Source organism: Pseudobacteroides cellulosolvens ATCC 35603 = DSM 2933, from assembly GCF_001262605.1.
In the GTDB taxonomy this organism is placed as follows: Bacteria; Bacillota; Clostridia; order Acetivibrionales; family DSM-2933; genus Pseudobacteroides; species Pseudobacteroides cellulosolvens.
This window is the reverse complement of record NZ_LGTC01000001.1, coordinates 2,722,828-2,738,457: the sequence shown is the minus strand read 5'-3', so window position 1 is coordinate 2,738,457 and position 15,630 is coordinate 2,722,828. Positions and strand designations below refer to the sequence as shown.

Below are 15,630 nucleotides of genomic sequence, written 5' to 3'. Positions count from 1 at the left end.
TACAAAGTTATTTCTAAGGCATTACTAAATAAAAAACAGCAGTATTTTGATTTACTGCAAAATAAATTTACTGTTAAAACACTTTAAACATTGTTATAACCAACTGCCATATTACCGGCTTTTAGCCATATGAGCAGTTGGAACGAATTGAGGTTTAAAGTGTTTTATCTATAATTACTTTTTATCTATGCAAAATGTTTGGAGGAGCTAATATATGCTAAGGAAATTGAGCGAGCTGGTTTTAAAATTCAGATGGGTGTTCATAGTATTTTGGATTGTATTTGTGATAGCTGTACAACTTTTTGCACCTTCTCTTTCCAAAGTTGCAAGCAGCAATCAGGAGAGCTTTTTACCTGAAAATAGCGATCCTATTAAGGCCAATAAACTTTATAATGAATTATTTCCTGATGAGGGAGGTAAATGCAGCCTTACCCTTATATTTGAAAATAAAAAGGGGTTATCGGATCAGGATAAGAAGTATATGTTAAGCCTTGAGGATTATTTTAAAAAGAATGAAAAAGAATATAAGATATCAGACATAGTATCTCCTGCATCTAAAAAAGAGTATGAAAGCATTATGTACAGCAAGGATAAAATGGCAGCATTAATGATCATAAACCTTGATGTTAAAATGTATACTGAAGAGTCAAATGAGCTTATCGTATCTATAAGGGATGGGCTTAAAAAAAGTGGAGATCAAAATATTAAGGATATGCCCGTCCGTTCAAATGAGCTTTCGGTTAGTGTAACAGGTGATGCTGCAATTGTGCAGGAAGAACACCAGATCGTCAATAAGAGCATGGAAATTACAGCTATGATTACCATAGTGCTCCTTATTGTGGTGCTTTTGCTCATATATAGATCACCCATTGCCCATTGGTTCCCTTGGTGACTATTGGAATTTCGTTCCTTATATCCAGAGGGGTTGTAGCATGGTTGGCAGATTTAGGCCTTAATGTATCATCCTTTACCGAGACGTTCCTCATCGCTGTCCTGTTTGGTGCAGGAACAGATTATTGCCTCCTCATAATTTCAAGATTCAGAGAAGAAATATCCCAGGGAAAAGATAAGGTGGAAGCTTTAAAATGCTCAATTCCCAGTACAGGAGAAGCTATAATTTCCAGTGCAGGTACCGTAATAATAGGATTTTCAATGATGTTCTTTGCTAATTTTGGGCTTTACAAGACAACAGGTCCTAGTGTGGCAATAGGGGTTGCAATAACATTGCTTGCGGTAATGACTTTGACCCCCTCCATCGTTTCAGTCCTTGGCGAGAGAATATTCTGGCCAGCACATCCTTCTAGAGTACATGAAATTAAAAAGCAAAGCACGTTCTGGCACAAGCTTTCAATTTTGGTTACTGGAAAGCCGGGCAGGTTTATTGTAGTATGCCTCATTGTATTTATTCCATTTATTGTTTCAGTAAAATATTTGGACCGTTCTTTTGATCAGCTAAATGAACTACCTGCTTCTGCGGATTGCGTCAAGGGTTTCAAAGTTATGAGTGAACATTTTGGGCAGGGGGATATACTTCCTGTAAAAGTGGTGATCAAGTCTGATAAAGACATATGGGATAATCGGTCGCTGCAGGTAGTTGAGCAGATCTCCGATAACTTATCAAAGATAGACAATGTAGCTAAGGTTCGTTCCGCTACAAGACCGGATGGGAATAAGAGGAATGAGCTTACTGTATCATACTTCTTAAACAGCGTGTCAAAGGAAATGGATAATTCCCAGAAGTCGGATGATACAAAGAATAGTCTTGGAAAGCTGGAAGAGCTGGGTAAAATGGCAGATGATATGTCTGGAAAAGGTGACTTTGGCAAGCTGGTTGATGCCACTGGGCAAACTATACAGGGTATATCCCATGTTAATGACGGGCTTGAGAGCCTGGGAGAAGGTACCAATGGTGCTGTGAACGGACTTACAGGTATAAGCGGAGGACTTGTAAAACTAACTTCAGGGGTAGATAATACAGTTCAGGGGATAGAAAAGGTAAATGCCGCACTGGGAAACGCAGCAAAAAGCCTTGAAGGAATGGCTAAGGATAAACCAGAAATTATACAGGATATAAACTATCAGACTGCTTTGGGTACTGTTAAGGGTGTATCAGATAACATGGGGAAAATATCAGTTGGGCTTAAGGATATCAAAAAGGGTATGTCAGCTTCAAGTGCTGGTATATCATCTGCAAAAGATGGGCTTTCAAAGGTAAGTGAGGGCTTAAATAAATCATCGTCGGCACTCAATCAGGTTCAGGTTGCTTTAGAACAAATAAAAGATGGACAGAAGCTGGCACAGGACGAGATAACTAATGCCATGAACAGCTTGAAGGATGCGTTTTCAAGTTTAAGCAACAGCAAGGTTGACCTTAATAAGCTAACACAAGGCCTCGATAAAATAAAGCTTTACGCTGATGAATATTATGCGGCACACAAGGATAGCGACAGCACATTCTTCATACCTGCCAATGCAGAAGAAATAGATCCTGCATTCAAGGATTTAAAAAATGCTATGAATCAATATATTTCGGAAGATTCAAAGGGTATGGTAATTGATGTTGTACTGTCTATTCCGCCGTATAAAATAGAAGCGTTGGATACATCAAAGGTTATAAAAAGGGTAGCGGAAGAGACCTTGAAAAAATCATATCTCGATGGTTCCGAAATGCATGTAGGAGGAATATCAGCAACTTTTGACCATGTAAGAGATATTACTGCGGACGATTTTGTAAAACTTATGTTATTTGTGTTGATTGGAATATTTGTAGTTCTTTGCCTGCTTTTAAGAAGCGTAATTGCACCTATATATTTGCTTCTTACAATTGTTATAAGTTATGCAACAACAATGGGCGTAAGTTATGTTGTATTTCAGCTGATTATGGGGTATGAGGGCCTAAGTTGGTCCACTACATTTTTTGCTTTCTGTCTGCTTGTTGCTCTCGGTGTAGATTATAACATATTCTTGATATCAAGGGTAAAGGAGGAATATAAGCCTGGAGATGTGACAGGAGGAGTAGCAAGAGCACTGGCTTCTACGGGTGGAATAATTACCTCCTGCGGAATTATTATGGCAGGTACCTTTGGAGCACTTCTGGCTTCCCCTATAAAGCCTTTGTTTGAAATAGGTTTTGCCGCGGTAATAGGCCTTCTAATGGACACATTTATAGTAAGGACCTTGTTTGTGCCTGCAATAGCTGTTAAGGTAGGAGAGCTTAATTGGTGGCCAGGAAGAAAGGTAAAGATACTGCCTAGAGATGAATAAATGGAATAGTTATATACAGTGAGCGGAATCGCCGAAAAAGGGCTATTCCAGGCGAACTGATATATAACTTTCCATTGATTCGTCTAATGAATCAAATAAATGGAAAAATGAAATTTTATAAGTTGCACTTGCAATAATAATTGGTGTGTGTTAATATTTAGCTTAAGAAATTAAAAATTTATATACTACCTTGTAAGTAGTTGTTAAATAGCGTAGAAGCTTTTCTTGATACAGATTTATTCTGTTGAAAGGGAAGCTTTTTATTTTAGGTTTTGTTGGTATTTTGAATATTCTATTTATAAAATTGCAAAGAGGGTGTTTTTTTATGTTGAGCCAATCAGATCAAAAAGTATGTTATGCTGATGAAAAGCTGAGCACATGGTTTGAGGAATTATCGCTTCCTGTAGCACCGCTGTGTAATATGATGTGCAATTATTGTACAAAAGAAAAAGATTGTATTAATAATGGAAACAATCCTGCACATCTAAGCAGAGCAATGACTCCGAGACAGGCAGTTAACTGGGCCTATGCTTCAGCGAAGAGAAACAGCAGGATAAAAACAATAAGGATTTCCGGGCCGGGAGAGCCGCTTTATAACAGTCAGACATTTGAAGTGCTAAAGAGGCTTAACTCCTGCATGCCTGATTATATATACGGTATAAGCACTAATGGTTTGCTTCTTGATGAATTGGTTAAAGAGCTGAAAGAGTTAAATGTACAGAAGGTGAATGTTTCCTTGAATGCTGTATCAAATTTAGCTTTGATGAAGCTTTACTCGAGAATTATAGTTAATAATGAGATTATAGTAAATTCTGAAGCTATGGCAACAAGAATAATAGAAAGCCAGTTTAATGGAATGAAAAAATGTATGGACAGTGATATGTCTGTTAAGGTAAATACCATATACTTTCCTGGAATAAATGACAGGGAATTGCTTAGTGTAGCATCACGGTGTAAGGAATTAGGCGTGAAATCCATGTGCCTTATTATCTTTAATCCTAGAGGAAAGTTCAAGGGGTTGAGAATACCGAATCCCACAGAGATTGCATTTATGAGGGAAGAACTGAAAAAAATCATAAAGAGGGTAGAGGTAAAGAGCTTTGTTTGATGAAATATATATAGATACCGAACTAATATATAACTTTACAGTTCGGTATCTATAATCCGTATGGATCGTACTAATCTGCCTCATGTCTAGGAAGTTATGGTGTATTTACACCACAATCTCTCACGACAACGATCAAGGTTGCAAAATCGCAAGCGGTTTTGTTCTTAATAGTCCAATGAAGTACAGTTAAAATGTTTTGCTATTATGATAACATCCGCCATATTTATGGAGTTATCCATATTGAAATCGCATTCAACACTGTAACCTTCATTACCTGAAACGGTATTAAAGCGTGTTGCCATCTTAACTATATCTGCCATGTTTATTGAGCCGTCCTGTTTGCCGTTAATATTAAGGTCACCTGCGAAAATGCTAATTGGTGATTGTGCCGTACTTACAGAAATATTTCCTTCAGATGGAGTTAATGGTATTTCTCTTGCCAAATATCCAGGCTTACTTATTTTTAGTTTGCTTGCGATATTTAAAGATGTGGTTACTATTTCGAAATACCCTCTATCGTCAGTGTGTGTGAAGAATTGTGCGTCGGGAATCTCAACTTTAAAACCGTTTATAGCTCTTGGATCTATTTTACCCGTAATAAAATCAGGCTTTATATACCCGGAAATGGCATTGCCATTATTTATATATACTGTTGTTTCACAAGGGATAAAGGGGAGTGGAAAACCATCAATATAATATTTCATTTTATACTCATCTGGATCATTTGGAAATATTACTTCACAGTCGTTAGGGGTAAAATAATACTTATGACTAGTATTTCCGTTATCTAGCTCAATTACGTTATTAATAAGGTTTGGCTGAATGTCTAAAGGATTTCCGAAACTATCAAAGACTAATATATTATAAATATCATATAATCCGACAAACATCTTTTCGCCGGGTTTATATATATTCTTGTCCAAATTGAATTTTGCCTGGAAATTTGTATCTGCCTTAATAACAAGATTTTGCTCCATGATAGCTGGTGTACGCTTTTTATAATGAATTTTCTGCTCCCCGCCGTACTCAGCAAATGCCAGGTACATCTCATAACCATAGTTTTTTGTTTTTAAAAAGTAAACATCTCTTGCAGTTTCTGTAGAAGAATAAGCTATATCCATGTCTGATCTTCCAGCAGACTTTACGTACAGTCTATAAGTATATGAAAGCATTTTGTTTGATGATGTATTGTTTATTTCAAAGCTCATTTTTGTAAAATCTTTTGGAGTGAAATTTAAAACGCTGTTGCTTTTGGAAATTTGGAAATCCGGTATTGCAGCTTTATAGATGTTGCCAGACGCATCAATCATATTAAGCTTAAGTGTGTATGAGCCTTCAGGTAAAAAACAAATATTTTGGCCTGGTAACTCTGAATTATAGGGTATATCTGTTAAATTACCCACTTCGTCAAAGTCTGAAGTAGGGTTGACTAATAGGCTTAATGACTTGACCCTTACATCTTGCCCCAACTTTGAAGTATCGATTGTAAATGGTATTAGATTATCTTCCTTTGACAGGGAAATTGTTTTATTAAGATCAGATTGTGTCAGAGTATACTTATAGAGTGAGTTTCCAGTTGTGAGCCAGACAGTAAAATATTTTTTATCTTTGCCACCAAAAACATTCCCAACTGTATAAAGAATATCATCTCCAATTTTCTCTTCTATTGCAGGTATGTTTTCCCAATAGAAGGAATCAGTACCGTATTGATTATAACTAACTTTAACAGCTTGTATATTCTGTGGGCAGTTTTTTAAAAGAAAACTAACTTTATTTTCACCAAAAATATCGGATGGAATGGGCGAACCTATGTATATTTTCTTATTCTCTAAAGTAATTTCAAAGGGTACATTCTCTATTGCAATGCTCATGTCAAAGACTCCGGAAATATCAGGTAACATAAATTTATCTGAAAATAGAAAATCATGGGATTCGCTTTCGTTGGAAACTTTCAAAATATAATTCCCCTTAATTATCTCCACCGTATTGTAGTATTTATCCGTTAATTTAAATTGTCTATTATATATATATTCGTTGGGTAAAAAGGAATGGTAGGGAAGAGAAAATTCTGCATTTATTTTTGCACTTATGCGGATAATATCACTTGGAGAAAGGTAGGAGGAAGGCTTCGAATATTTAATAACACAATTATTTCCGGTATCAAGTTCTACAGAGTAACCACGATAGCCTTGATTAGTGACATATAGGCTAGCGTTTGCAATATCTGAAAAATTAACTGGAAACGCATCACCTTCATATAGATCCCAATCAAGTAACTTTAAGCTTGCACTCTTAATAGGTATGTTTTTTGGATTATCAAACTGAATTCCCATTTTAGCGAATTCGCTTTTTATAAGAGTAACATTATTGTTTGATTTTACTGTGTCATAGTTTCTCTTTAATGCTAAGTATTTATCGCCTGTAGTGTTATCATATAAACTTAATTGGATATTATAAATTCCTGGAGGAAGAAGAATCTGTCCATCTGTGACATTAAAAATATTTGCAATATTAAGGCCATATCCTGATAAATTAGTATAATATATATTTACAGCATCAATGATGATGTTATTTCCTAAATCTGAGCAGTTGATTTTGAATGGTGCATATGATTCGGTTGACATAGTTTTAGTAACATTTAAATCTTCTTCCTTAACTAATGTGGAATACATGCACTTGCCATCTATAACCCATATCTCGTATGTATCGTTATCCTTCCAATCAAGATTTTTTACAGTTAATAATGTGTCATTACCCATCTTCTCCAATGTTTTTTCATATAAACTTTCACTCACAGGCCACATTCTATCCATGCTGTATTTACTAAAAATCTTTACAGTACATGGACTACTACTTGTATCCTTTAATAAAAGCTTTACAGCATTTTCTGCAGTGCTGCCGGCTCCATAGGAAACACACGGCAATAACAGAGCCAGTAATGATACAAATAAGATTAAACAACTCAAATTGCAAAAAAATTTTTTCAATATGAATACCCCCCCTAGAATAAAATTGATTTGATTAGTGTTAACCAATGTTTACGCTTTAATTATATAATGAAATATTTAGCATGTATAGAACAAAATAATGAATGATTTTGTCAACAAGGTATAATTAAAAAGGTATAAGATCAAACATTAAATCTGTTTGACTTATACCTTCTTGTTCGTAGATAATTATGTAAATTAGTTATATTTGTAATCTAATGGATTGACACAACTGCCGTTCTTAACTACTTCGAAGTGAAGATGATTGCCGGTACTTCTTCCTGTGGATCCAACTTTTGCTATAACCTGGCCCTTGCTTACTTGATATCCAACTTGAACTAGGAACTGGCTGCAATGGTTATAAGTTGTTTTTATATTGTTTCCATGATCAATTATTACTCGGTTTCCATAGCTTCCGCTAGACTCCGCAAAAACAACTTTTCCTGATTCGGCAGCCACAATATCTGATCCTTCAGGTGCTGCTATGTCTATTCCGTAATGCATTGATCCGGCTGCTTTTGTTACAGGATGTACACGGATTCCAAAACCTGATGTAATATCAGATGTGTCTGTTCCTGGAACCGGCCATTTAAACGCTGTTATATTTTCATTTTGTGGATCTGGTATTTCAGCTGTAATTGAAGTAAGCTTAACGTTTTTGACGTTGCCGGTTAAAGTAAGCCATGTACCCTGAATACCGTCTTTAGCTACTAAAATGTCATCTGTTATTATTGCTGCTATGATATTTTTGTTTAGAGCAAAGGATTTTACTCCACCTATCAAAGTAATCCATGTACCATACAGTCCGTCTTTAGCTATCAATTTACCGTCTAAGCATTTAGCAGCAATTCTGTCACCTTCAAGTTGGAAGGTATCTATACCGCCTATCAAAGTAACCCATGTACCATTTATTCCATCTTTTCCTACTAGCTTACCGTTAGGGTATTTAGCAATAATTCTGTCCCCTTGCATGTCGAATGTATCTATACCGCCTGCTAAAGTAATCCAAGCACCATACATTCCGTCTTTTGCCATTAACTTTCCGTTTTTGTCTTTAGCAACAATTTTATTGCCTGATAATTTGAATGTATCTATACCACCTGTTAAAGTAACCCATGTACCATTTATACCGTCTTTTGCTATAAGCTTGCCATCGGAGTATTTAGCAGCAATTCTGTCACCTTCTGCATCAAATGAATCTATACCGCCTATCAGGGTAATCCATGTACCGTTTAATCCATCTTTGGCTATCAATTTTCCACCTGAGCATTTTGCAATAATTCTATTGCCTTCTAATTTAAATGATTCAACGCCGCCTATCAAAGTGGTCCATGGGGAAGAAGCACCATCTTTTCCTACTAATTTACCATCTTTAGATTTAGTAACAATTCTATTTCCTTCAATTTGGTAATCTTCTACTCCACCAATCTGAGTAGTCCATACAGAGGTAAGAGAATTATCCTTTGTGACAAGGGTGTCGTCATTTAACTGAACAGCTATTCTCGGACTTGTGGAAGTAGCTGCAAGCGTAGATAAATTCATACAAAACAGGCAAGCGATTACCGAGATGGTGATGCATATCATTAGTTTATTACTCATTTTTATCATTTTTAAAATCCTCCATTAAAATTAAATGTTTATTATCACTTTTACAGTACTTTTAACTTTACCCAATTATAAATGCCGGCAATTTTATTTTAGGTAATAAATTAAAAAAAAGGTAACAGCTGTTTGTGTTCTTCAGCCATTACCATTATCATTTTTTTTATGCCCTAAAACAATATGTCAAATATCATCAAAATCATTACATTTATCACTGATTAAAAAATAAAATGACAGATGTAATTTTATACCATAATAAATTTAAACTAAACCAAATCGCTTTTTACTGCTAAAATTGCCAATTGGGTTCGGTCTTTAAGATTAAGTTTTTTTAATATTCCTGAAATAACATTTCTGACGGTTCCCTCAGTAAGATTTATGGAATTGGATATCTCAATGTTGGTCTTTCCGTCAACAATGAGCCTTATGATGCTTAATTCCCTCTCGGATAGGTTAACCTTTAAATCTCTATTTTCAATAATGGATATTTTATTTTGGGAATTCACCTTCTTAACAACATTTTTATATGTGTCCTTATGCATGATGCTTAGCCCGGCAGCTGCACTTTTAACAGTAAGAATCAGGTCATCGGGTTTAATTTCTTTTAGAATATACCCATCAGCCCCATAGTTTAATGCATTTGATATATTTTCATCATCGTTAAATGTGGTGAGCATGACAACTTTTGTATTTTTAAATTTGGTTTTTATCAATCTGGTTCCTTCAACACCATCACAATCGGGCATTAAAACATCCATCAAGACGACATCCGGTGACAAACGTTCACAAAGTTTAAGTGCTGTTTTTCCGTTTTCAGCACAACCAACTACTTTTATATCTTTGTCCTGCTCAAGTATTATTTTAATACCCTCTCGCATTATTAACTGATCATCCACTAATAAAACCTTAATCATTTTTTATACCTCCTCTTAGAGATTGCAGCGGTAATTCAACATGAATATTAAAACCTTGGTCACCACTTGAACCAAACTTGATATCTCCGTGTAACTTTTCAATCCTTTGTTTCATTCCTTTTAGTCCGAATCCGCTTCCGGAGCCCATGTTTTTGCAGCCAAGGCCATTATCAAAAATAAAGAGCTTAATAGCATTATCCGTAAACTTAATTATGATACTAACTTCTGTGGCCTTACCATGTTTTACTGAGTTTGTAAGAGCTTCCTGACAAATTCTGTATATTGCTTCTGAATATATGGAATCTAAGCTTTGGTCAAACTTGTTTACCGATAGCTCAATATTCATTCCCAAGCTCTCAAAATCAGTGACCAGCCCATTTAATGCATCAAATAGGTTATTGTTTTCCAGTTTTTCCGGGACTAAACCTGAAATTGAACGTCTTACTTCTTTCAAACCTTCCTTAGTAATATTTACAGCTTTATTAAGGTGTGCTTCAGTTTCTTCACTGTCCCTCTTACAAGATACAATGCATACTTGCAATAGTGTAATCAGTAAACTAAGTGTTTGACCGAGGGTATCATGCACATCCCTTGCCAGACGGTTCCGTTCCCTTGAAACGGCAAGCTCTTCTATAGTAGAAGAATACTGCAGTAACTTTTCATTGGCATCCGTAAGCTTTTGGTTTAAAAGCTGAGTTTCTTTATGCCTTAAATAAATAACAATAACTATTGTTAAACATACAAGACTAAGAAGGATTGGCCAAATAACAGAGGTTATTTTGTCATGGGTGATTTCGCTGACTGGAATAGCATTAACAAACTTCCAGGAAGGAAGTTTATCAACCGGCAATACTTTGCATTTATACTTTTCGTTATTTATGTTCATGATAAAGCTTTTGCCATATGCATTGTTCATATTAATACGCTGGTCGCTGGAAATATATTGACCAAGATAGTTATAGTCCGGGTGTGCAATTATCTTGTTGTCAGCATCCAATACCATGGAATAGCCTTTTTCTCCAATCTTTATATTCTCAGACAGCTTAAACAGTTCAATATCCAAACCTATAACCCCTTTGACAGAGCCATCAGTGTCTGCTACCTGATGCAAACAGCTAACAACATCAGAACCGGTAAAATCACTTTTATGTGATAACCAGTTAATTTTTGGTTTAGCTTCAACAACAGTTTTATACCAAACCTTTCCGGTGCAATTGGCACTGATATCATCTTTAGATTTATAGCAAATAACTTCTCCGCTGTTTGAAACATAATAAATATTACTAATACGGGGATCTCCAATAATAATCGATTCGAATAATGAAAGTATGCTAATTTTTAATAGCCTGTTATTTTCGCTGTATTCTGGCAGATCCTTATTTTTAGATAAAATATTTATTATATTTTCAGGATACCTGAAAAAATTATTAATAGCATCGAGCTCTTGGTAGTCTATAGTTTGGGTTAACAAAGCGTCATAATTCTTATCAATTGATATGCTGGAAATATTGTATGAGATAATAGTTACAAGTATAATCGCCAGTATCAATGCCAGAACTTTTACCAGTAAATTGTTTCCGGTTATCTTTCTGATTATTTGCACAATTCCTCTCCCCAATATGTCATTATTCCTCTATGTATGCATTTCTAAAATAGATTTCAGCTAATGGAGTTTTCAGATAGTTTTTTACACAGGGTTTTATATAATATACATCTTTCCTAAAAAATAAAGGTATCAAACTATAGGAATCCAATAATAATTTTTCCGCTTCATGAAGTAATATCAGCCTTTGAGCATTATCAGCAACGGCATTTGATTTTTCCACTAATAAGTAATACTCATTTGGAAGTATGCCCTTAAATGAATTCTCGCTGGCCAAAAATCCTAAAAAATTTATAGGATCCGCAAAATCTGCTATCCAGTTATTTATGACTATATCATAGTCACCCTCCGACTTTTTTTGAGAAAAAAGTTCGCTTTTGCACTTATTAAGTATTATATCTACACCGAGATTTTTTTCCCACTCCTTTTCTATAAATTCTACTCCGGTTGTATCCTTTGTAAGGACTACAATAGAAGGAAAGTTGTTCATGCTTTGGTATCCTGCTTCTTTTAGCAAGATTTTGGCCTTGCTGATATTTTCAATGGAGAATTCCTTATGCATAAATTCTCCGCCGGCTAGTCTAAAATCCGAACCTGGTTCTACATCCGGCATGCCTGGAGGTACGAAGCCGGTGGCAACGTTCTCTGCTTTTTGCCGCACTTTTACCAGTCCTTTTCTGTCAAGTGCCAGTTCGAATGCTTGTCTCACCTTTATGTTATCAAAAGGCTTATTTCTTGAATTAAAGTACAAATAGTAGGTAGATAGGGAAACCTCCGAAATTACGTTGTTTTTTCTGGTAGTGATCTCGTTCATCAGATTATTCCTGTTGTCTGCAAATACGTATCCAAAGTCTATTTCTCCAGCTAAATACTTAGGCCATATTTCGTTGCCGTCTTTTTCCAATAAAAAAGTAATTGAATCGAGCTTTACATTTTCCTTATCCCAATAATATGGATTTTTTACTGTTTTAATTTCCTCATTGTAATTCCACATTTCTACATAAAAGGGACCGTTGCTTACAAGCATATATGGTTTTCTATGCCATGAAGCATGATCTTTTTCAACGATATCCTGCCTGACTGGGTAATATGTATGGTAACTGAGTATTTCCAGAAAATATGGGGCAGGCTTCTCCAATGTGACTTCAAGTGTATGGTCATCTATTGCTTTCACGCCTACATCATTTATTTTTGCCTTGTTTTTATTGTATGCCTCACCATTTTTTAAAAAGTACATCATAAAAACGACAGATGAATCCACACTGGGATTTAAAGCACGTTTCCATGCATATTCAAACTGTCCTGCTGTAACAGGTTTACCATCGCTCCATTTTGCACCTTTACGCAGATAAAATGTATATTTTAATCCATCTTCCGATACATCATACCTTTCTGCAATACCGGGCTCAATAGAGCCATCGACATTTTTCCTGATAAGACCCTCCCATAGATTGCATGCGAGGTACTGTTCATTTAATAGCCTGAGATATGCCGGATCTAAAGTTGTAACCCCGAATTCCAAAGCTGCTACCAGATTTTGTTTTTTTCTTTGCTCATATGCACAACCAGAAATAGCTGTTATTATTATTAAAATAATAATAATTATACTGGCTTTTTTTCTAAATATCATAAAATCTCCATGACTTACAGAAATAATTAATAGTGTTTTTTACATACAATCAATAGCATAACACCACAATTTTATCATACATACCCATGTAGTTGTATTAATAAATTTATCTATATATGTTTTGCAATAATCATTTTACGTTCTTAATTATTGCAAAGCATTTTCATTGGTTCATATGTTGCGAAAAATTCATTTTTATAATGCAAATGCATACGATTCAACTGGCATTTGCTAATGTAGAATCTTTTCCGCAACATATATAGGTAAATTTTCAAAGGCTTTGTAAATGAAGGGCTGCATAATAAAAATTTCGGGGTAAATCCATACTTCTATAAAATATTGAAAGTTGAAAATATAAAAACCTGAAAAATTATCATTCATAACTTTATTTAATAATTAAAAGTGTGGTACACTTATTTTAATTATTTTATAAGTTGGGTGATATTTATGAATTATGGTTTTGTAAAAGTTGGGGCTGCAGTTCCGGAACTGAAAGTTGCTGATTGTGAATTCAATTCCGGCAAAATAGTGGAATTTATAAATAAGGCTGATAAAGAGGATTGTCAGATAATACTGTTTCCGGAGCTTTCTATTACAGCATATACATGCGGAGATTTATTTCACCAGGAAATATTATTGGAGCAGTCCATGACCTATTTAAACAGTATACTGGAAAATACCAGGGATACCGATATAGTAGCAATTTTGGGAATGCCCGTTAAAGTTGATGCACAGCTTTTCAATTCGGGTGTCGTTATACAATCAGGTGAAATCCTTGGGGTAGTTCCCAAAACCTATATACCGGGTTATAAGGAGTTCTATGAAGAACGCTGGTTTGCATCAGGAGTAAAGGCATTAAGTGATTCTGTAAATCTATGCGGTAAAAGTGTTCCCTTTGGAATAGATCTTTTATTTGATGCTGCTAATTTTAACGGTGCATGTTTTGGGATAGAAATATGCGAGGATCTGTGGGTACCTGTTCCTCCAAGCTCGTATCAAGCAATGTTGGGAGCAACAATGCTTTTTAATCTTTCAGCAAGCAATGAAATTATTGGAAAGAGCGAATACCGGAGGGAGCTTATAAAACAGCAGTCTGCAAAGTGTATTGCCGGCTATGTATATGCATCAAGCGGTATTTATGAATCAACAACAGATGTTGTTTTTGGCGGACATGCACTTATTGCCGAAAACGGAGGGGTGCTTTCTGAAAGCGAAAGGTTTTCTATGGAGGGGCAACTCCTGTGCTGCGAAATAGATGTGGCAAAGTTAAACAATGACAGGATGAAAAACACCAGCTTTATGGAAGCTGATGTTAAGAATAAAGCAAGGAAAATAGGCTTTAATATCAAAAAAACAAAGCTAAATGATCTATGCAGGTTTGTTGATCCCCATCCGTTTGTTCCTTCAGATCCGGGAAGCCTTGATAAAAGGTGCAAGGAGATATTTGCAATACAAACGGCAGGGCTCGCAAAGAGACTTCTTCATACGGGTATGAAGAATGCAGTGATTGGAATATCGGGTGGACTTGATTCAACGCTGGCTTTGCTGGTAACATGGAAAACATTTGATATGCTGGGTATTCCTACAGAGAATATTCATGCCATAACTATGCCAGGATTTGGTACAACCGATGAAACTTATTATAATGCATTGAATTTGATGAAATCGTTGAATGTCACCATAAGTGAGGTCGATATTAAGCCTGCATGTATTCAGCATTTTAAGGATATCGGGCATGATATGGCAATTCATGACGTTACGTATGAGAATGTACAGGCAAGGGAACGGACCCAAATACTTATGGATATTTCCAACAAGATAGGCGGCGTGGTAATTGGAACAGGTGATTTATCGGAATTGGCTTTGGGGTGGTGTACATATAATGGTGACCACATGTCCATGTATTCTGTAAACTGCAGTATACCAAAGACCCTTGTAAAATTCCTTGTAGGATGGGTTGCCGACAACATGTCGCAGCAAAATACCAGAACGGTCCTTAAAAAGATTCTCAGTACTCCTATAAGCCCCGAATTGCTGCCGCCTGATGAAAAGGGTAAGATAAATCAGAAAACGGAAGATATAATAGGGCCGTATGAATTACATGATTTCTTCCTTTATCACATGATAAGATACGGAGCATCACCTGACAAAATCCTGTTTTTATGCAGGAAAGCCTTTAATGGAAGGTATGAAGACGAAGTAATTGTAAAATGGCTGAAAACATTTTTAAAGAGATTTTTTACTCAGCAGTTTAAACGGTCATGCCTCCCTGATGGACCTAAAGTTGGAACTATCAGCTTATCTCCAAGGGGAGACTGGCGTATGCCAAGTGATGCGGAAGCAAATCTGTGGCTTAAAAACATTAGTTGTTAACCGGTAATTAATTGATCAATAGATTAAGGGCGTATCAAAAAACAACAGTATGCCTTAAGATATGTTTTCTTAGGGTATACCGTTGTTTTTAATGAAAAATATTATTAAGCCAAGCATTTCATAGAAATCTGCATGCAATAACAATACCA

The 15,630-nt window shown here is 35.6% G+C and carries 8 protein-coding genes and 1 pseudogene; 4 read left to right on the top strand and 5 right to left on the bottom strand.

Annotated features, from left to right (window positions below):
* Positions 1 to 214: 214 nt before the first annotated feature.
* The 3 genes and pseudogenes from Bccel_RS32550 to Bccel_RS11025 all read left to right on the top strand — a co-directional run.
* Positions 215 to 1,314, top strand: a pseudogene (locus Bccel_RS32550) (MMPL family transporter); the annotation flags it as partial.
* A gap of 186 nt (positions 1,315 to 1,500) precedes the next feature.
* Positions 1,501 to 3,264 (top strand): MMPL/RND family transporter, encoded by a 1,764-nt coding sequence (locus Bccel_RS11030; RefSeq protein WP_420848044.1) that lies wholly within the window; start codon positions 1,501 to 1,503, stop codon positions 3,262 to 3,264.
* A gap of 325 nt (positions 3,265 to 3,589) precedes the next feature.
* Positions 3,590 to 4,372, top strand: a complete 783-nt coding sequence (locus Bccel_RS11025) for a radical SAM protein (protein WP_036941815.1) — start codon at positions 3,590 to 3,592, stop codon at positions 4,370 to 4,372.
* A 164-nt stretch (positions 4,373 to 4,536) separates the two neighbouring features.
* Here Bccel_RS11025 and Bccel_RS11020 read toward each other — a convergent pair whose 3' ends face one another.
* From Bccel_RS11020 to Bccel_RS11000, 5 genes are all read right to left on the bottom strand, one after another.
* Entirely contained in the window at positions 4,537 to 7,359 is a 2,823-nt protein-coding gene (locus Bccel_RS11020; RefSeq protein WP_036941818.1) for a hypothetical protein, read from the bottom strand.
* 198 nt (positions 7,360 to 7,557) lie between these two features.
* Positions 7,558 to 8,967 (bottom strand): peptidoglycan DD-metalloendopeptidase family protein, encoded by a 1,410-nt coding sequence (locus Bccel_RS30920; protein ID WP_036941820.1) that lies wholly within the window; start codon positions 8,965 to 8,967, stop codon positions 7,558 to 7,560.
* Between the two features lie 260 nt (positions 8,968 to 9,227).
* Positions 9,228 to 9,875: a response regulator gene (locus tag Bccel_RS11010; protein WP_036941824.1), complete on the bottom strand. Its 648-nt coding sequence runs from the start codon at positions 9,873 to 9,875 to the stop codon at positions 9,228 to 9,230.
* Positions 9,868 to 11,478: a sensor histidine kinase gene (locus Bccel_RS11005; RefSeq protein ID WP_036941827.1), complete on the bottom strand. Its 1,611-nt coding sequence runs from the start codon at positions 11,476 to 11,478 to the stop codon at positions 9,868 to 9,870. Before Bccel_RS11005 ends, Bccel_RS11010 begins: the two co-directional genes overlap by 8 nt.
* 22 nt (positions 11,479 to 11,500) lie before the next feature.
* A complete protein-coding gene (locus Bccel_RS11000; RefSeq protein ID WP_036941830.1) occupies positions 11,501 to 13,108 on the bottom strand; it encodes a peptide ABC transporter substrate-binding protein in 1,608 nt (535 codons plus the stop codon).
* Between the two features lie 447 nt (positions 13,109 to 13,555).
* On the opposite strand from Bccel_RS11000, the gene Bccel_RS10995 reads away from it, so the two are divergent.
* Positions 13,556 to 15,481 (top strand): NAD(+) synthase, encoded by a 1,926-nt coding sequence (locus tag Bccel_RS10995; protein WP_036941833.1) that lies wholly within the window; start codon positions 13,556 to 13,558, stop codon positions 15,479 to 15,481.
* The last annotated feature ends 149 nt before the right edge of the window (positions 15,482 to 15,630 follow it).